Annotated in this window: 13 protein-coding genes; 7 read left to right on the top strand and 6 right to left on the bottom strand. The window is 49.7% G+C overall.

Features of this window, described 5'->3' with window-relative positions; genetic code table 11:
• Positions 1 to 27: 27 nt before the first annotated feature.
• Positions 28 to 651, bottom strand: coding sequence for a TetR/AcrR family transcriptional regulator (locus ON05_RS28900; RefSeq protein WP_236618928.1), 624 nt, complete (start codon positions 649 to 651; stop codon positions 28 to 30).
• A gap of 116 nt (positions 652 to 767) precedes the next feature.
• Here ON05_RS28900 and ON05_RS28905 point away from each other — a divergent pair, with 116 nt between their 5' ends.
• Positions 768 to 1,157, top strand: a complete 390-nt coding sequence (locus ON05_RS28905; protein WP_010472457.1) for a DUF4345 domain-containing protein — start codon at positions 768 to 770, stop codon at positions 1,155 to 1,157.
• Positions 1,158 to 1,165: 8 nt separating this feature from the next.
• On the opposite strand, the gene ON05_RS28910 is transcribed toward ON05_RS28905, so the two are convergent.
• From ON05_RS28910 to ON05_RS28925, 4 genes are all read right to left on the bottom strand, one after another.
• Positions 1,166 to 1,732: an SRPBCC family protein gene (locus tag ON05_RS28910; protein WP_010472459.1), complete on the bottom strand. Its 567-nt coding sequence runs from the start codon at positions 1,730 to 1,732 to the stop codon at positions 1,166 to 1,168.
• A gap of 195 nt (positions 1,733 to 1,927) precedes the next feature.
• Positions 1,928 to 2,527, bottom strand: a complete 600-nt coding sequence (locus ON05_RS28915) for a DJ-1/PfpI family protein (RefSeq protein WP_010472461.1) — start codon at positions 2,525 to 2,527, stop codon at positions 1,928 to 1,930.
• A gap of 127 nt (positions 2,528 to 2,654) precedes the next feature.
• Positions 2,655 to 3,392: a hypothetical protein gene (locus ON05_RS28920; protein WP_010472463.1), complete on the bottom strand. Its 738-nt coding sequence runs from the start codon at positions 3,390 to 3,392 to the stop codon at positions 2,655 to 2,657.
• A gap of 219 nt (positions 3,393 to 3,611) precedes the next feature.
• Positions 3,612 to 11,387: a choice-of-anchor I family protein gene (locus ON05_RS28925; RefSeq protein ID WP_010472464.1), complete on the bottom strand. Its 7,776-nt coding sequence runs from the start codon at positions 11,385 to 11,387 to the stop codon at positions 3,612 to 3,614.
• Positions 11,388 to 12,441: 1,054 nt separating this feature from the next.
• Between ON05_RS28925 and ON05_RS28930 the strand changes: the two genes are divergently transcribed.
• The 3 genes from ON05_RS28930 to ON05_RS28940 all read left to right on the top strand — a co-directional run bounded on the left by ON05_RS28930 (position 12,442) and on the right by ON05_RS28940 (position 16,133).
• Positions 12,442 to 13,410, top strand: a complete 969-nt coding sequence (locus ON05_RS28930; RefSeq protein WP_010472467.1) for a sodium-dependent bicarbonate transport family permease — start codon at positions 12,442 to 12,444, stop codon at positions 13,408 to 13,410.
• 629 nt (positions 13,411 to 14,039) lie between these two features.
• On the top strand, positions 14,040 to 15,269 hold the full coding sequence (locus tag ON05_RS28935; RefSeq protein ID WP_010472469.1) for an LL-diaminopimelate aminotransferase: 1,230 nt from the start codon (positions 14,040 to 14,042) through the stop codon (positions 15,267 to 15,269).
• Positions 15,270 to 15,287: 18 nt separating this feature from the next.
• Entirely contained in the window at positions 15,288 to 16,133 is an 846-nt protein-coding gene (locus ON05_RS28940) for a sulfurtransferase (protein ID WP_010472471.1), read from the top strand.
• Between the two features lie 31 nt (positions 16,134 to 16,164).
• On the opposite strand, the gene ON05_RS28945 is transcribed toward ON05_RS28940, so the two are convergent.
• Positions 16,165 to 16,692 (bottom strand): hypothetical protein, encoded by a 528-nt coding sequence (locus ON05_RS28945; protein ID WP_262562462.1) that lies wholly within the window; start codon positions 16,690 to 16,692, stop codon positions 16,165 to 16,167.
• 234 nt (positions 16,693 to 16,926) lie between these two features.
• Between ON05_RS28945 and ON05_RS28950 the strand changes: the two genes are divergently transcribed.
• The 3 genes from ON05_RS28950 (at position 16,927) to ON05_RS28960 (ending at position 18,988) form a co-directional block, all read left to right on the top strand.
• The gene (locus ON05_RS28950; protein ID WP_010472474.1) at positions 16,927 to 17,898 is read left to right on the top strand and encodes an aspartate carbamoyltransferase catalytic subunit; all 972 of its coding nucleotides are present in this window, start codon (positions 16,927 to 16,929) and stop codon (positions 17,896 to 17,898) included.
• Positions 17,899 to 18,044: 146 nt separating this feature from the next.
• Positions 18,045 to 18,311, top strand: a complete 267-nt coding sequence (locus ON05_RS28955) for a hypothetical protein (protein WP_010472476.1) — start codon at positions 18,045 to 18,047, stop codon at positions 18,309 to 18,311.
• A complete protein-coding gene (locus tag ON05_RS28960) occupies positions 18,308 to 18,988 on the top strand; it encodes an energy-coupling factor ABC transporter ATP-binding protein (protein WP_010472478.1) in 681 nt (226 codons plus the stop codon). Before ON05_RS28955 ends, ON05_RS28960 begins: the two co-directional genes overlap by 4 nt.

Genomic DNA, 18,988 nt, shown 5'->3' on the forward strand with positions numbered 1-18,988 from the left:
TGAATCGTCAAGGGTGGGTATTGATGCCTATACCTGAGGCGAATCAGGGCTGATGAATAAACCATCATGTAGCAACTGTGCGATCGCATCCAGATGCACCTCTATAGCGCCAGGCGTCTGCGTCACGTAAGGCATTTGTTCGTCCATCAGTAATACCGCTAGTCCATGTATAGAGGCCCAAATCAGGCGAACCGCCTGCCCTACGTCATTTTCTTTCAGAGTCTGACGTGCTTGAGCAATCTGGACGATTTGATATAGAGGACCTGCCGCTTGCTTGGAAATAGCGTGGAGATCGGGGTCAGTCACCCGTTCTTTCAAGCTAAACATCATCCGGGCAAGCTCCGTATACTCTAGCGAGAATTCTAGATAGGCCTTAGCCAATCCTCTGATGCTAGTTAGGGTCTCCTCTTGCTCAGACTGAGTGGTGGCTTGTAATCGCTGAACCAGTCGTTCAAATCCCCAATGGACCAAGCTAAAACTTAAGGCTTGTTTACTCGCAAAGTGGCGATAAACGGCAGGTTGGCTAACCCCGCATTGGCGAGCTAGCTTGCTCAAATTTAAGGCTGACGCCCCCTCGGATTGAATTTGTGCAAGGGCGGCCTCAATCAATGCTTCTCTTAAATGGCCGTGATGATACGGTTCACTGCTCACTAGTTACGGTCGTTGGTTTCTAGCACCAGTGTACTGCGTTATACTGCATAACATTGTTATAGACTATAACATTGATATTGAGTCCACTCTAATCACTGCACTATTCGGAGGCTTGGATGAAACGCGGATTACAAATCATTATAGGGATGTTAAGCTTAATTCCTTTTATGGTGGCGATACTTGGCCAGACGTCTGGTTTAGGGAGATGGCTACCAGCAGAAGCGATTACGCCAGAGTTCGATAGCCACTATCGCTATATCACCGGTTTTTATATTTCTCTAGGGGTAATCGCTTGGTGGATTATTCCCAATATCGAAAAACACAAAACGGCATTGCGGATTGTGGCGGGTGCAATTTTCGCGGGTGGCGTGGGGCATGTCATTTCCTTCTGGCAAGTCGGAGCACCGGGTCCACTAACGTTGGTCTTTACAGGTATCGAGTTATGTTTTCCCTTGCTGCTGATCTGGCAGGCTAAACTTCCTCGCCGCCAGTCTAAAACAGGATAACTAAGAACTTAAGCCGCCTTGAGTAACGTTCTGGCCTGGGTTTCTGTTTGAATAGCGGCGAGGGTACGCTTCAAAGTCTCGCGAAACAAGAGATGGAAGCTGCCCTCCAGAAAACCTAGATCTGCATCCGCAGAAACGACCTGTTTGACCAATACCTGGGATGTAGCGAGCGGTAAAACTTGCCAATAGCCCTGTAAATGATTGAGATCGCCTTTCAGCAGGTGAAAGCTCAATTTGCCAGGGGCTATCACGCTATTTTCTGTGCGGACTTTTGATTGAACCTGAGCAAATAGAATCTGAGAAACATTCGTTTGCTCCACCACGGTTCGCTGTGCCGATGCCTCCAGCACTTGGGTCGCCATAACATTAGGGAGAAACTGGGCTAAATGCTCAAAATCCGTCAGCACTTGCCAAGCGGTTTCAGGCTCACTCTCAATGACAACTTGGGCCATATACTGACCCGCTTGACCCGAGACAATGGCTTCTCCACGCCGTAATGCTTGCCGTTGTAAATCAGACAGCCCTGTCGTCAGAGCATCCAAGGGCTGGCGCGGGGGAAAAGAGGTTTGCATCATTCAGCGAGTGAAACTATCAGCGAGGCTTGGACAAAGTATTCTTTACAAATCATAAAGAAAGTTTGTCTTTGTTGCATACATAAAGCCCACCGCCCATAGGCCCATCTGCCAGCAGAGCTGACAGGGCAGGAAACAGTGCATACCGATAGATAAACCCTAGCGGCCCCTGAAAGTTGAAGCACTAAAGCCACCTGATCAAGTAAGCACAGCTTCCGGGTGTTCAATCTGAGTGCCTAAAACCTGTAAAAATGCAGACAGCCACTTCGGATGAGCAGGCCATGCCGGGGCGGTAACCAAATTGCCATCCGTCAAAGCATCATCCACGGCCAGATCCACATATTCCCCGCCCGCAGCAGTGACTTCTGGACTACAGGCTGGATAAGCCGAACAGCGCTTCCCCACCAAAACACCCGCAGCAGATAGCAGTTGTGCGCCATGACAAATCGCCGCTAACGGTTTGTTGGCTTGGGCAAAGTGCTGCACAATTTTGATCACATCTGGATTGAGGCGCAAATACTCTGGGGCTCGACCACCCGGAATCACCAAAGCATCGTAATCGGCAGCAGAGACCTCCGCAAAGGTGGCATTCAGGGTAAAGTTATGGCCTGGTTTTTCACTATAGGTCTGGTCGCCTTCAAAGTCGTGAATCGCCGTTCTGACAGACTCGCCAGATTTCTTGTTAGGGCAAACCGCATGTACGGTATGTCCGACCATTAATAATGCCTGGAAAGGAACCATGACTTCATAATCTTCGACAAAATCACCAACAAGCATCAAGATGTTTTTGCTAGCCATCGCGATGGGTCCCCATGTAAAAGAATTTGTTCTAAGCTCTAGGCTTCTCCTTTGAGAATATCAGCCAAGTTCCCAGAATCATCACCACTACTGTCCCCGTAAGTCGTCCCGTTTCATAGAGCGAAACTTAAAGCACCATCTCATTCTCTGCGGGGGGGGCGATGGGGATATCCGCATTAGACGATGGTTGATGGGTTGCGTCCAAAAAGCGTTCATTGATGAGTTGCTGAAACGTGGCGACGGTAGATTGCCAAAGCTGAATTCGTTCTTTGACGTTCTGGACCCGTTTAATCCCCACCTCTCCACGAACGGGATAATTGAAATTCCCAGAAAAAACCACAGCGGAAACGGATTTTCCGTCTTGTCCTTTGAGTTTGGCTTCATTAATGGCCAGATTGAGCTGTCCTTGCTCCAGCACATAACTGAGCTGAATCGCAGCTTGGGCAGGCGCTTGACCAAAGTCTTGCCAAGCGCCTTGGGCAAATAATTTGTGGAATAGAAACTCATGGGCTCCCCGATCGTTTTCAAAGAAAGGGACGAGGCCCCGAGGATTAACCCCCACTGCTAAATAGTCTGCACTGGGGAGAGTCTCCACAAACTTAACAGCCATTGCCTGGATTAGAAATTGCGGCTGATCTTTAGAGGAAATAGCCTGGGCAAAGGCCACTCGATTGGGTTGAGAGGTAACGCGCACACCGTTGTCATAGGAGATTCGTGCCCCCCCATTGGTGATGACGGGCTGCTGATCGTACTGCCAATCCGACGGCACAATATCGCTGTATTGGAGGAATTCAGGATTGAGAATGGACGGGCTCAGATCCTTGGCCGCAATGATAATGCTAATTTCTTGAAGCGAAATACTCATACTGTGGTCACCCTCACAAATCGAAAAAATGTATATGGCCTATCGTCATCACTCTAGGCAATCACCCCATAAACCACCGTCAAAAAATAAAACGGTCAATATTGGACTGAATTGTTTAATAAGTACTGTAAAGCCGTTCCTTGTTCCATCCGCATGATACACCTAACAAATGCGGGGTCATTCTGGTAAATACAAGGAACGGCAGGAACAGGCTAGGGTTTAGAGAGCAGAATAATCTTGGATAGATAGGTCTGCGAGATCAACCGTTACCCCTTTCAAAATCATCAGGGTTTGCTCCGAACCTGATAAGGAGATGCGAGTATCGCCATCATCAGTTGTGACGCTGAGTTGACCTAGGGTTAACCCGCCAGAGAGGCCTAAGGTATCCAAATCAACCTCAAAATCGAGGACGGTATCTGGATCTTGCCCCATTTCAATGACAAACCAGTCTGCACCGGATCCACCCGACAGATGATCTCTCCCTCGACCTCCAACTAAGGTGTCATCCCCAGCCCCGCCAAAAAGCTTATCGGCTCCAGAACCACCCGTTAGCAAGTCGTTATCAGCACCGCCATACAAAGTGTCTTTGCCGCGACCACCCATCAGGGTGTCATCGCCAGCCTCCCCTAGGAGACGGTCTCGGCCCCGATTCCCTGCGATCTGATCATTGCCATCACGGCCAAAGAGGGTATCTCGTCCTCTCAAGCCTTTGATATCATCTGCTTCAGCCGTTCCTCGCAGGATATCTCGACGGTTGGTGCCCGTAATTTCATTAAAGACAGGCATCACTGCATCAATGACGGTATCGTCTCTGAAATCGAGATTCTGAATCCGGGTATCTTCAGCAGGAGCGGTTTCTGAGGCAGTAAACGCAGGCGTGGTTGGATCTGCATCGGCAGGGAAGTTCGCAGCCAGGTACTCCGCTAAGGCATCTTGCTCGGTCCCTGGATCGGCAAAGGTAGCAGCGCCAGGATCCGTGAGTACGTCGGGTAAGTCAATCCGATTGGCCTCGGGTCCGGTGGGGAAGGGATAACCATCGCCGCCATCGGCTAAGAAGTTAAGGGTAACAAGGCGGAAGGTGCGGCTGGCATCACCAACAATGTCACCATTTTGGACCACAACATCAAGGTCATTGCCATTCTCATCCGTAATGGCTAAGGACTGCACTCGATCGCCAACCGGTGCATCTGGGTCAAAGCTGAACTGAATCCCTGAAATTTGAGGGAATTGGCCGGGAGTGGCCCCATCAGCCGTTGCTGCCACACTATGCTCAATTACCTCCAATAATTGATCGGCGGTTAAGGTCAGCAGGGTCAGACTGTTGTTAAAGCGGAGGGAGTTGTCAATATCGAGCTGAGAGATTTCGCCTGCGGCTTTTCCAGAGACGGGGTTGGCCTGGGGCGGTAACTCATTGCCGTTGGCATCAATTTCGCCAATAGGGGCTCGAATACCACCCCCGTTTTTCAGGGAAATGACGACGGTATCGTCAAAGGTTTTGGCAGCGGCCAAGTTGGCATCTGCCGTCAGATTCCCTAGATTGGTCTCTTCCGTCCGCACACTTTCGCGGCGACCATCGATAAAGACTTCTGAAAGCCCAAAGACATTGCCATCTTGATCCGCTACCACATCAGAGACGGCATCGGTGAGCTGTTGAACGGCAGTGGCTTTGTCAGAGGATGCGATCGCATCTCCCACATCCGTCGTGCCATAGACCGTATTGACGACATCATCGGTAGTGGCATAGGCCCCACTCACTGCCGGTTCCAGGCTGTTGGTAAGGATATTGCCATCGGCATCAAAGTCCAATACCAAGCGACCGAGATAGCTATATTCCCCATCGGTACTAACGACCAATACGGGATTGCCGCTGGCATCTGTGGTTTCAAAGGGATAGTCTCCTACAGCCACATCTCCGGGGCGGAGGACATCAGTTGAGTCTGCCAGGAGGGTATCGGAACCCCCCGCAATAATCACATCAACGCCATCTAGGAGGCCCGCTAGCTCTTGCTCTAGGGCAAATTGCTGCAGGTGGGACACCAAAATAATTTTGTTAATGCCCAGAGTGCGGAGGCGATCCACTTCTGGCTGGAGGATAGCCGCTAAGGCGGCCATGTCATTGGCTTGTGGGCCAATTACCGTGGTGCCGGTGGGTGAGGAAATCGTTTCCAGTAACTGTGTCGTGGCCCCCAGAACACCAATTTGTTCACCACCTTCTTCAATAATGGTGGACGGGGCAATTTTGGGGGTTGCTGTCCCGGCTAAGGATTGTTCGGGTCCAGTGCGGAAGGCGGTATTGACCAAGATGTCGTTGGTAAAGACATCGCTTAAGTCGGCATCCCCGGAAAAATCGAGATTAGCAGACAGATAGGGGAACAAGGCTCCCACGGACCGATCATCTCCTAGACCTGGATCGCGGAAGTCGGGTTCAATAATGCTTGCAAACGTATCCGACCCTAAATCAAATTCGTGGTTACCCACCGCCGAGGCATCGAAGCCGATCCGGTTCATGATCGAGATATCGACGCGACCGCTTCCTTCCCGCAACCCCGCATAGAAGTCGTCAATGGCATCGCCATCTAGATCGGCGGGTAAGCCGAACAGGGTGTTGTAGATATTGTTGAATAAACCGCTATCGCGAAACGCGGTGCGATCGCCCGCCGCATTGAAGAAGGGACCCGCCAGATAGTTATCGCCCGCCGACAGGATCACCGTATTCTCGAACTCATCTTCAAAGAAGTCCGTCAGGGCCGCAAAGTTGGGAGCCCGACCGATGGCATCCACGCCGCCCTCTAAATCCGAGGCATGGAGAATTTGCAAGGTAAAGGTGCCAGAACCGCCGCCGGGGCCACCGCCGTTTCCGCCGCTGCCACCGCCATCCTCAAGGGTAAACCGACCCACAACCGGTTCATGATCGCTGGCCACAATGGAGTCATCAAAGATGACCTGACCATCATCTCGAACAAAGTCATTGTTGACATGGACTATATCGAATTCGGCCCCTGCTGCCAGGGCGTTGGTGGCAAACTGATGATCCAGCACTTGGGCATTGCCATCAAAGATAAAGGTGTAGGCATCATCTGTCTCGACGGCCTGGGGAACCAGACTGGTTAAGACCTGTTCATCGCCGACTCCCGGCAAAATCTCTAACAGATCGTTGGTCGTATCAAAGGTGTTTAAATCCCCCGCCACAATAATATGGGCGTCTGGATTGTCCGCTAATTGCCCATCCACAAAATCATTAACGGCTTGGGCCTGGGCTTCTCGGGCATCTTCACCAGCCTGGATAAAGGGTTGGGTAGCACCAAAAATTGGGGAAGACCCAAACCGGGATGAAAAGTGGTTGTTAATGACTTGAACCGTTTGACCGTTAAATTCGAAGTTAGCGGCCAGGGGTGTGCGGCTGCCTGCAAAGGCATCAGGATTGCTGGCCCCTGCAGCAGCTAGCACCTCGGGGGTTAATAGTTGCAGAGAACTGTCGTCAATGGAGACGCGGTCAGGGTTATAGAGGAAGGCATTGCGAATATTGCCACCGGGCTGTCCTCCAAAAGCGCCATCTTCCGGATCAATGGTGCGGAATTCATAGGTGGGTCCACCAGCGGCTGCGATGGCATCCACGAGCATTTGCAATGTTTGATCAGCCGCAGTTGTACCATCATCGACACTACCCGAGTTATCCTGAATCTCTTGTAAGGCGATGATGTCGGGAGCCTGAAGATTATTGACAATTTGGGCTGCTAAGCGCTCAAACTGACGATTGGCGACATCCGCGGAACCATCCCCATCATTGGGATCTAGGTTGAGAACGTTGTAGCTAGCCACCGTTAATTGGGTATCGGTGCCGACCAAAGTTGTGGTTTCTGGCTCTAAGCCGCTGGGAGTGGGGGTAAAGGCTTCAGTGACATTGACTTCAAAATTGCCAAAGCTGTAGCCCACAACTCCGGTGACATTGCCGAGCTGATCGCCAACATTAAGACCAGGGGTCTCAAAACCATCCGGGAGCAGATCCGGGTCAAACTGGATTTGGATCCGCTCAGGGTTTTGATCGCCCGTATTATTAGGCCCTGAGACCAGATTGAGGGTGCCGCGATCCGTGAGGGCATCATCCGGCGAAACATTTGCCCCCTGATTCGGGAGGGTAAAGGCTTCTGCCGAAAACCGGTTAAAGACCCGAGTCGGCGAGATCGCCACGGCATCTTCCACGGTGACCCGCATGCCTTCAAGGCTTTCGAAGAAGTCAATGGCATCGTTTTCTGGATCGTACTCACCTGGATCCGTTTGCAGATTAACGGGCAGCTCATCCGCGCTAATCACCGTATCGTTGGAGGGTAGACGGCCGTTCTCACCCAGCAAGGTGGCAGTGGGCAGCGCATTACCGCTAGATAAGACTTCAACTGCATCCACACTCAGCTGTGTAATCGATAAGTTATTGGTAGAGGCCCCGCCAGGAATAAACTCTGACACCTGCCCCGTCAGTTCTAGTTCATCGCCAATACTGACGGTAGGGGAACTGCCCGTAAACACAAAAATGCCGTCGGAGGTGCGGTCATTGCCGTCTCCAGTGGCATCTTGCAGGTAAAATCCATTGAAGTCAACGGCGGTAACGATGCCCGTGGTGGTAACCGTTTCTCCCTCGAATTGCGACAGATGGCCTTCACCCTGGATATCGAAGATCTTGACTTCAGGAATAAACTCGTAAACGGCAACGGTCTCGCTCTCTTCATTCGTGACCACCAGTAAGCTCTGGCCGTTAGGGCTGTCATCCGTACTAATAAAGGTCAATCCTTCTGGGGCAATATCGGCATCATCGCGGATATATTGCAGGAATTCTGGAGTAGTCGGATTGGTTACGTCATAGACCAGTACACCGCCCCCGGCTCGTTCTAGACCAATAAAAGCATAGGTACGGTTGCCCACCTGACCGACGGTCACGGCTTCTGGCTCTGCCCCTTTGTTATCGGAGCGACTATCAAACTCAGCAGGGTCGCCATCATCGGCGTTGAACAGTTCTGGGGCCAGCTCCGCCGTAATTCTGGCGATTTGATCGCCGCTATCGAAGACTTGGTTGCCGACTTCATCCCAAATGCTAAAGGAGCGGCCCCCATAGGAGAACAGCTGGTCAAAGTCGCCATCGCCATCAATATCGCCGTCGATGGTGGAAACTTGCAGCCGCCCCAGCTGATCGTCCTGTTGTAAGGTCGCGGCATCGGGGAAGGCGGTTGGATCGAGGGTTAGATCGGCAATACGCGCATCTTCATCACGGGCATCCCCCTCATTGGCAGTGATGTAGTAGGTTTTGCCGTTGGTAGTGAAAGATGCGATCGCATCCGGTTGATACAACCCAAACACCGGATGATTTTGCAGATTGATACCGCCATCGCGATCGCTGGGGTCGAGGGTATTCCCATCCCCAAACTGAATAAAGCCTAGAGTGATGGGGGCTGGATCAGGATCTAGGAGGACACTGCCATCTAAGGGAATATCACCGCCTGCTAAGGCAAAGTCATTATCATTCAGGACCACCAAGGTACCATCGGGGAGTAAGGCTAAGCCTTCCGGTTTATCCCCCGCCAAATATCCGAGGGAGGGTAAATTGGTGGTTTTGATTTTGTTGACGGGCTGAATACCAGCGGCAACTAAGGCATCTGCAGATTGCTGCTCTAGGGTGCCATTTTCGAAAATGCCAATTTCGTCCAGGGTGAGTAAATTGGTAGCAGCAGAAATATCGATCTCGAAGATAAACTTCTTGGCGGTATCACCCACGGCGGAGTCCCGCTCAATCACATAGAATTTGCCGTCTCCGGCAAAAACGGCGTCCCCGATTTTGTCCACTCGACCACCGGAGCGCACTGCTGGGTCTTCCAAGAGATAAACGTATTCAGCGACGGGCTCGCCCGTGGCCGTATCAATCCCCAAGATGCGGATCACATCAGAATTATCAGAGGCGGCCCGATCAGGATTGGCCAGGGGGGTTTGGATAAAGGCATACAAGATACCGGTTTCATCATCTAGCGCGACGGCTTCAAACCCGCGATTTCGGCGGCGATTGATATATTCCGCTGGTAAGGTTTCTGTGCCAAAGGTGGCGGTCTCATTCTCCTGATCGTCACCACCGCCTGTTCCGGCTTGGGCTGCAGTCCCTTCGGGCACATACCGATTGAGCAGTACTCCTTCTGGTGAGAACTGGTAAATTGCCGGACGATACTCATCCACCATCCAGAAATTACCGTTGGCATCCTTCAAAATGCCTTCAAAGTCGCCTCCAAAGGGATCAAAGGCCAGCGGATTACCCAATAAATCTACCGGCTGCTCATCAACGGCCTCATTATTGATATTGGAGCGACCCGTAATCGGAGTACCGTCCCCTTGGGTAAGGAAAATCTGATCGGCAATGGTAACGCTAGTCAGATCTGGGGTCACTTCTAATTTGACAATCCGAGCCTGATAATCCGGTAAGGCAAAGGGGCGCTCATTGATGCCATCCCCATCCACATCTAGGGTGTCAGGATTAGGCCCCCGGTCTGGAATCGTGTAAAAAATTAGATTGCCAGAGCTGGAATCGGTACCGCCGTACCACAGTCCGGATAAGCCGCCCAACAGAATCTCTTGACCGGCTGGCGTCGTCCCCAGACTGGGTAAGTCGTCGAGGGTCAGCTGCGTCAGTTGGGCTGGTCCCCGACTAAAATCCTTGGCCCCCAAGGGCAGGATGTCCGTTACGGTTGCTGAGGCGATATCCACCACCGCAAAGGCATTATTCTCCTGTAAGGTCACGAAGGCGGTGGTACCGTCGGGGGAAATAGAGATAAATTCAGGTTCGACATCTTCAGAGGTGGTTTTATCAGGGAAGATCCGCACCCCTTTAGCTCGGAGTTCTGCTTCCTGGCCATCAAAGGCTGTGAAATCAGCCGTTTGTATGGATAGATTGTCGAAACCTGCCGATAAATCAATAATGCTAATCGAGCCTGCTGGGTCAATATCGTCTTCAGGCTCGCCTTCATTCGCTACCAACACTTTGGTGCCATCTGGGGTAAAGGTGAGCATATCCGGTAGGGAACCCACTTCGATCTCACCCAGAAGTTCCCCATCGCTGTTAAGGAAAATCACGGTGCCGTTACGGGTGGCCGGATCGGCCTCAATCGCCACAGCAATAATGCCGTTCTGGATGGCAACGCTATTGGCTCCAGCCCCAAAGCTGGATAAGTCAATGGCGTCTAATGCTTGGGGCTGGGTCGGATCGCTCAGATCCACAACCTGTAATTCCGTTTCCCCCGACACGACAAAGAGCTTTTGAGAGGCAGGGTCAAAGGCGTTAATTTCAGCCCCATTATCGAGGGTGACTCCCCCAATTTTGGTCAAGGGGCCATCCGAACCACCCGTTGGACCACCATTGCCGACCGTCAGGGAATCGGTGGGCAATGTCAGGGGGGAATTGCTTCCCGTCCAATTACTGGCATCACTAATCGCGGCCAAAAGTTCAGTGGGGGACCCCGTTACTGGACCGCTGTAGACGACGTTATCCACCTCTTGCGTGGGTCCAGCGCCTGCACCTACAGCAACTGCGGTAGTGCCGATTTCAAGGCCAGGGGGTAGCGCCGATGTGTTTGAAGAGGTTGCATCGGCCTGGAATTCAGTGCTGTTGGTCAGTAAGGCGAAGAGAAAGGTGGGGTTGGTGGAAAGACCCTGGAAAGCAATAATTTGATCGCCACTGGTGGATAGGGAAAATCCACTGGTGCCTACTCCAGCATCATTATCGGCAGTGAAGTCGGCATTGTTGTTCACAAAATTGATGACCGTACCTGCGGTCAGAGCAGCGGGTGCAGTGTACTTCACGGCCCCTTCGTTGGCCCGAAAACTGCCATCACTAAGGACGCCACTATCGGTGAACCGAATTTCTGTACCTGCATCGATATCGACAAGCAAGACAAAACTAAAGTCATCAGGATTATCGGAATTGACTCCAATAATTGCGATGTCACCAGCAGAGAGGGAAGTAGCCATGAGCATTCCTAAACAAACAGTAAAAAACAACCTGAAAACGATTAAGTTTTCAGAAGAGACCTAAATATGAGCAATTTTTCGGCTGCTTAATTTAGGGCCGAAGTGGTGATGAGTGAATTGAGAAAGTAGATTCTTCGTTAACCGTAAATACTGCCATCCCCCAACGAAGAATCATGCACATGAGAAGCACTCCCAAAGTATTTGTCCAGCAGTATTGAAAACGTCTAATACTGCTTTAGAAGTACCGTCAGTAAGCCTCGCAGAGGGATGTAAAGACGAGCTAAACTAAAGATTAAGAAGGCTTCTAGTTGCGGTTAAGTTTTGATTATGTTGACAAAAACAAAAATAAACTAAGTTATTTCTTAATGCTTTGCAGAACATCGAAATAATCACCCACACTTTGCCCAGGCTAAAAAGTAAATTTGAAATCCTAAATCTTTGGTAGCTATTCTGTCTTTTTCTTCGCTTTTATATTAGGTGTTTGCAGCACATAAGAAGATAACTATTTAAGTAATAGTTTCTTTTCTAAAGAAACCAATAAAATACAGCGGTTTTACCGCTAAAAGATCTCTATTTTGATGACTACTTTGTGGAGGACTGATTCTTATTAAAAAAATGAGGATATATTTTTGTGTGAATCAAAAGCTATCAACGTCAAAATTGCAGCCCCAAGCGTTCTACATCATTATTAAATGAATAAATATTAAGTTCAACTGGGTTAGCATCTGTGCTCAAGGATATTTCTGGATATGAGTGCAGATTCGATACCTTACTTATTGCGTGAATTAATCTGTCTTTATTGTCTTTTAATACTTTTGAATATCGAATTTATTCTCTATGACGAGTTTGATTAATCTTTAATGAAGAAGCGTTAACCTATAGGATGTTTAGCGCCTTATTCTGTATGAATTTATACATCTTTAAACTGCTGGAATAAGCAGTTTTTTCACTCATTGACATCTGGTTGCCGTCCACGTTAAACAAGGGTTTGTCAGAGAAATCATCTCTTGATAGTTTTTTGTGCGTGCTTTCTGTTGCATCCGGAGGGGTCCATATGGACGTCAGCCTCATCGTCTCAAATATTCTGAATCCACCCGTTCTATTTTTTTTCTTAGGTATGACGGCTGTCTTTGTTCAGTCTGACTTAGAAATACCTGCCCCGATTCCGAAACTCTTCTCGCTGTATCTGCTGTTTGCCATTGGGTTTAAAGGTGGAGTTGAGCTGGTTAAAAGTGGGATTACCCAAGATGTGATGCTGACGTTAGCTGCTGCAGTGGTGATGGCATGCTTTGTACCGCTCTACACCTTTTTTATTCTCAAAATTAAGCTGGGAAATTATGATGCGGCTGCGATCGCAGCCACGTATGGTTCCATTAGTGCCGTTACCTTTATCACTGCCAGTGCCTTTCTAACCGAGTTAAACATTGATTTTGATGGTTTTATGGTGGCTGCCCTAGCGTTGATGGAATCTCCAGCCATTATCGTTGGCTTAATTTTAGTTAACCTGTTTGCCGCCAATCGCGAACAAGAGTTCGCATGGGCTGAAGTCCTTAAAGAAGCCTTTCTCAACAGCTCCGTTTTCCTGCTGGTGGGCAGTTTAATTATAGGTGTCTTAACCGGTGAGCATGGGTGGGAAGTCCTAGAACCCTTTACTCAAGGGCTGTTTTATGGAGTGCTCACCTTTTTCTTACTCGATATGGGGCTAGTCGCCGCTCGCAGAATTAAAGACTTACAAAAAACCGGAGTTTTCCTCGTTGGGTTTGCCATCCTGATACCCATCATCAATGCCGGTATCGGATTAGGCATCGCCAAACTCATTGGTATGTCCGTTGGTAATGCCCTTCTATTTTCAGTGCTTTGTGCCAGTGCTTCATACATTGCCGTTCCCGCTGCCATGCGTATGACGGTTCCTGAAGCCAATCCAAGTCTCTATGTTTCAACAGCCTTGGCGGTGACCTTTCCGTTCAATATTATTGTCGGCATCCCTCTGTACCTCGCTGGAATCGAGTTTTTATGGAACTAAGCGCTTGTTCCTTTGAATACTGTGTAAAGTTTTAGATGCTTCAGCTCAGTCAGATGTTAATGATTATGCTGTCATCCGTAATGTTGCGGGAATAGGCGGGTGAGTTAGAACTGAAACTTAAACCAAACGAGGCGGGATACTGTTTATGACCGTATTTTTTGCTTGCCTAACCTCTTAATAAAACATGAAGAATAATCGTCCTCTTCAGCACAAATTTTGGTAAAGCTGTTCCGTTACGGATACCCCAGAAATCTTGTTAGTGCGCGGTTTGACCAAGATCTGTATCCTCTACTTTAGGTTCGCTTAATAACAACTTTCTGTAACGATTTACCTATTAAAGGAGTTATTAAAAAATTTTACTACTGGTTAAAAATCAGTGTTTGTACGGTGAAAGAACCAGAGAAGACAAGCGAACATGAACAAAAGCAAGCGTTCGTGGTTTAAAAATGATGCCTAAACGATTCTTCAATCACTGCATGCATGTTGGCTTATGGTTATGCGTTGCCTCCATCGCATTGCCTCTCATTGGCAGGCTGTAAGTTAGGGAATGATGTTGTCAATTTAGCGAAACCGACTCAGTGGAACAGTAACGTTCTAAGCTGGTTGAGAGTGTTCATCGCTAAGACAACATGGCAACGATTAACGACAATTATTTAAAGCTCAAAGCAGGTTACTTATTTCCCGAGATTGGTCGCCGAGTCAGCGCATTTGCTGAGGCCAATCCCGACGCACCGATTATCAAGCTTGGCATTGGGGATGTAACAGAACCCCTACCAGAGGCCTGCCGAAGTGCCATGGTCACCGCCGTTGAAGACATGGGGAATCGAGATTCCTTCAAAGGCTATGGTCCAGAGCAAGGCTATGGTTGGTTACGGGAAAAAATTGCAGCCCATGATTTCCAGACCCGAGGTTGTGATGTGGATGCTGGAGAGATTTTTATTTCGGATGGCTCCAAGTGCGACTGCGGCAATATTCTCGATATTTTTGGCGATAACAACACCATTGCCGTCACCGATCCGGTGTATCCCGTCTATGTGGATACCAACGTCATGGCCGGACATACGGGTCCTTGCAATGATCAGGGCGAATATGAAGGACTCACCTATTTACCGATTAATGCAGGCAATCACTTCACGGCTCAAATTCCCAGCCAAAAGGTGGATTTGATCTACCTCTGTTTCCCCAATAACCCCACCGGGGCGGTGGCGAGCAAGAGCCATCTGCAAGATTGGGTGAACTATGCCAAATCCCATGGCTCCATCATTCTGTTTGATGCTGCCTATGAAGCCTTTATTACCGATCCTGAGATTCCCCACTCCATTTATGAGATTGAGGGAGCCAGGGACTGTGCAATTGAGTTTCGTTCCTTTTCCAAAAATGCCGGATTTACTGGAACTCGCTGTGCCCTGACGGTGGTTCCCAAAACCTTAACGGCCAAAGGGTCAGATGGATCCGATGTCGAACTCTGGAAGCTGTGGAACCGCCGCCAATCCACTAAGTTTAATGGGGTGTCCTATATCGTCCAGCGCGGGGCAGAAGCGGTCTATTCTGAAGCGGGGCAGGCTCAAACCCAAGGGCTAATCAGCTTCTACCTGGAAAATGCCAAAATCATTCGTGAGAAATTAACGACTGCTGGGTTACAGGTGTTTGGTGGCGTTAACGCGCCCTATGTCTGGGTGCAGACGCCCAATGGCATTTCTAGCTGGGACTTTTTCGATCAGTTGTTGAATAAAACCAATGTGGTCGGCACCCCTGGATCCGGCTTTGGCGCAGCAGGTGAAGGCTATTTTCGGATTTCAGCCTTTAATAGCCGGGCCAATGTTGAAGAAGCCATGCGGCGGATTACTGCCAACCTCTAAGGAATTGGGGCTGGACCAATGGCACATGTCGGTAATGTGGTTTCACCGCAATGGCTGCATGAGCATCTTTATGATGCGCAGGTCGTCATTGTGGACTGTCGGTTTGCCCTAAGTGCTCCTCAGCAAGGGCGAGAGCAATACCAAACAGGTCATATTCCCGGTGCCTACTATCTGGATTTGAATAAGGATTTATCGTCCCCTGTGCAAACTCATGGGGGACGCCATCCTTTGCCCAATTCGTCTCAATTTGCAGCGAAGCTCTCCCAGATGGGCATCACCTCAGAGACCTTAGTTGTGGCCTATGACGATAGTCGGCAGGCCTTTGCTTCACGGCTGTGGTGGTTACTACGCTATCTCGGTCATGAGAAAGTGGCCGTTTTGGATGGAGGATTGGCAGCCTATCAAGCCCTCTATCCCACCACAACTGATATCCCCGAGATTCGAACAGGAGAGTTCCAAGCCTGTCCTAACCCGGGCCAAGTCGTCGATATCCAGACAGTCAAAGCCCGGAAAAATCAACCCAATGTAACGGTGGTGGACTCGCGCGCCCATGAACGCTATCTAGGTAACCACGAACCTATTGATCCAGTAGCGGGACATATCCCAGGGGCAGTCAACTATCCTTGGCAAGCCGTAACAGATGAGCAAGGCCGTTTGCTTTCAGCCTCTAAGTTGCAAGCTCACTATGCTGACTTAGAAAATGTTGATGAAGTGATTGTCTATTGCGGTTCAGGAGTAACTGCTTGTGTGAACCTGCTAGCCCTCGACATCGCAGGTATAAAAAACGGCCAGCTCTATGCCGGAAGTTGGAGTGACTGGTGCTCCTATCCTCTAGATGAGAATATGGAGGCTCAAGTCCAGTAAAGCAGGCTTTCAAACCCAGGTTCTAGAGCGTTTAGAATGGGCGGTTCTTAGAGTATAAAACTTCACCCGATTTAGACAGTAGCTCTATCTTTGAACAACAGTCTTGGTCAGCGGAATCATACTGGAACAGAATGCCCTTCTTCCCTTGACTTGGGATAACCGTCTGACGCTTATCGAGAAATGTCAGCTTTGTGGATTTCATCTGCTGCAAAATTTTCGGATCACGGACAACCATCGCCACCTGACCATAGCGCAAGGAGTCTTCAGAACGAGACTCACCTATCTTTTGATAGTTCGTTTCACTCAGGAAAATAGACACCTTTTTCTGCGGATCATCGGCTGAATTATAAGTGCTTTTGTTAATAGAAAACCCTGTTTTACCATTGTCGAACTCGATGACAAGTGCAGAATAGTAACCCGTTAAAAGCCCCTCAGATGGATTATCCCAAAGGATAAATGTGCGAGATGGAGACTCTGTGGTTTCGATCACCTCAGCTTCAAGCTCTTGGGCCAGAGTTTCAATCTCTTGAGGGGTAAGTTGACGCTGAAACTGATTCACAATCTTTGGCTGACAAGCAAATAGTAAGAGTGAGCAGAGGCCAATGTTAAAGGCATAGGCAAGAGATTGAGGCATGGTTAAGTCGTCTTATTTGTTTGAACCATTGTCGAGAAAGCTTACTCTAGCAGGATAGTGGATTGACGATGAACAGAGTCGTCCTCACCAAATCCCGATATACTGCTTGCAGCAATTTGAATTGCCTAGCCGATTTTCGTTAATTGTAGTTGGGTGCTTATGGCTGAAACGACCTGGAATCGTCATCATATTTTGTCTCTGGCAGACTTTAGCGCCGATGAACTAAATATCGTCTTACAAACAGCCAATAGCTTCAAAGACGTGCTGTACCGCAAGACTAAAAAAGTCCCCACCTTGCAGGCCCGGTTAGTCACGAATCTATTCTTTGAGCCATCCACCCGTACCCGCAGCAGTTTTGAGCTGGCTGCTAAACGCCTCTCTGCAGACGTCCTCAACTTCTCCCCAGGCACCTCTTCTTTGAGTAAAGGGGAGACTATTCTGGATACGGCCAAAACCTTCTTGGCAATGGGGGCAGATATGATGGTGATTCGCCATCAGCATTCGGGGGTTCCCCAGATGATTGCCCAAGCTATGGACGATCTGGGAGAGCAGGTCGGTGTTCTCAATGCGGGCGATGGGTTTCACGAGCATCCTTCCCAAGGGTTACTGGACCTGTTTACCCTATGCACAAACCTAGATCCGGATCAGCCAACTACTCACCTACTGACGGGTAAAAAGATTGCCATTGTCGGCGATATTTTGCATTCGCGGGTGGCGCGTTCGAATCTTTCTAGCCTGGTCACCTGCGGAGCAGATGTGCATCTAGCAGGTCCACCGACCCTTTTGCCCAAAGAGTTCGCAGACTATGGTGCTCAAGTTCATTGGTCTCTTGAACCGGCTCTGGAACAGGCGGATTTTGTGATGACGCTACGCTTGCAGCATGAGCGGATGAGTCAGCATTTGATTCCCAGTATTCGGGAGTATCACCAGCGGTTTGGGATTACCCGCGATCGCATCCAGCGATGCCAACCCCATGTCAAAGTGCTGCACCCCGGCCCCGTTAATCGAGGCGTCGAAATCAGCTCTGATCTGATGGATGACGAAAGCCTCAGCCTCATTCCCCATCAGGTGACCAGCGGTATTGCCGTGCGCATGGCGCTGCTTTATCTGATCAGTAACCGCAGCCGCTAGAATCGAGATCCGGTTTTCCGGCCTGCACAGTCTAGGCGGGAATTTGCAATACTGGAACAGGACAATCCCAGGTCTTATACCTATAATTAGGACTTCAGACCTGTTTATTCCTGTGAATGCACCTCATACGGCACGTTTAACCATATATGTACACCATTGACATTTCCCTTCGCGGCACGCCTTTAGGACTCTCCGTTCAACGCAAAGAATCCGCTGACGCTGAAGCTCTGTATAAGCAGGTTTTAGAAGCGATCAAATCCGGGAATCCCACCATTTTGGAAATGACTTGCGATCGCGAACCCGATAAAAAAGCCGCCGTTCTCGTCAACGAAATTACCGCTGTTCAACTATCGGATAAGTCTGGAGGAGCCGGTGCAGGCCGCGCTGCGGGCTTCTTTGAGCTAGGGGCATGACCACCCCTGCCATCCAACTGCAGAATTTATCCTTTGGATGGTCTAAAGATCAGCCCGTGTTGAAAAACTGTTCACTGCAGGTGCCCAAAGGCCAGTTCTGGATGCTGCTGGGCACCAATGGCAGTGGCAAATCGACGTTGCTGCGTCTGCTGGTGGGATTACTCAAAGCCCAATCAGGACAAATCGATGTGGCCCAGCCCGTGGGGTTTGTGTTTCAAAACCCTGACCATCAGTTGGTCATGCCCACCGTCGGGGCAGATGTGGCCTTTGGCCTAGTGGAAGAAAATCTGTCTATGGTTGAAATTCACCATCGAGTCAATGAAGCCCTAGACGCCGTCAACTTGATCGATCTGAAACGGCGTCCCATCTACGCCCTGAGCGGTGGCCAAAAGCAACGGATTGCGATCGCAGGAGCTATCTCCCGCCACTGTGAAGTCCTGCTGTTAGATGAACCTACGGCCCTCTTGGATCCAGAAAGCCAAAGCGATTTAGTTGCCCAAGTCCAGCGGCTGGTCAAAAAGCGGGGTATAACGGCCCTGTGGGTCACCCACCGTCTAGAAGAACTGGACTATTGCGATGGCGCTTTCCTGTTGGAACAGGGGCAGGTGATTGATCAAGGTCAACCGCAATCCATGCGAGAGAAGCTGATTAAACGCTGGCAAGCGGCATCCCGTTAA

This window comes from Acaryochloris sp. CCMEE 5410, from assembly GCF_000238775.2.
GTDB lineage: Bacteria > Cyanobacteriota > Cyanobacteriia > Thermosynechococcales > Thermosynechococcaceae > Acaryochloris.

Excerpts from the sequence above, each read along its gene's own strand:
- ON05_RS28905 (WP_010472457.1), top strand. The coding sequence starts at position 768 with ATGAAACGCGGATTACAAATCATTATAGGGATGTTAAGCTTAATTCCT.
- ON05_RS28910 (WP_010472459.1), bottom strand. The coding sequence starts at position 1,732 with ATGATGCAAACCTCTTTTCCCCCGCGCCAGCCCTTGGATGCTCTGACG.
- ON05_RS28915 (WP_010472461.1), bottom strand. The coding sequence starts at position 2,527 with ATGGCTAGCAAAAACATCTTGATGCTTGTTGGTGATTTTGTCGAAGAT.
- ON05_RS28920 (WP_010472463.1), bottom strand. The coding sequence starts at position 3,392 with ATGAGTATTTCGCTTCAAGAAATTAGCATTATCATTGCGGCCAAGGAT.
- ON05_RS28925 (WP_010472464.1), bottom strand. The coding sequence starts at position 11,387 with ATGGCTACTTCCCTCTCTGCTGGTGACATCGCAATTATTGGAGTCAAT.
- ON05_RS28930 (WP_010472467.1), top strand. The coding sequence starts at position 12,442 with ATGGACGTCAGCCTCATCGTCTCAAATATTCTGAATCCACCCGTTCTA.
- ON05_RS28935 (WP_010472469.1), top strand. The coding sequence starts at position 14,040 with ATGGCAACGATTAACGACAATTATTTAAAGCTCAAAGCAGGTTACTTA.
- ON05_RS28940 (WP_010472471.1), top strand. The coding sequence starts at position 15,288 with ATGGCACATGTCGGTAATGTGGTTTCACCGCAATGGCTGCATGAGCAT.
- ON05_RS28950 (WP_010472474.1), top strand. The coding sequence starts at position 16,927 with ATGGCTGAAACGACCTGGAATCGTCATCATATTTTGTCTCTGGCAGAC.
- ON05_RS28955 (WP_010472476.1), top strand. The coding sequence starts at position 18,045 with ATGTACACCATTGACATTTCCCTTCGCGGCACGCCTTTAGGACTCTCC.
- ON05_RS28960 (WP_010472478.1), top strand. The coding sequence starts at position 18,308 with ATGACCACCCCTGCCATCCAACTGCAGAATTTATCCTTTGGATGGTCT.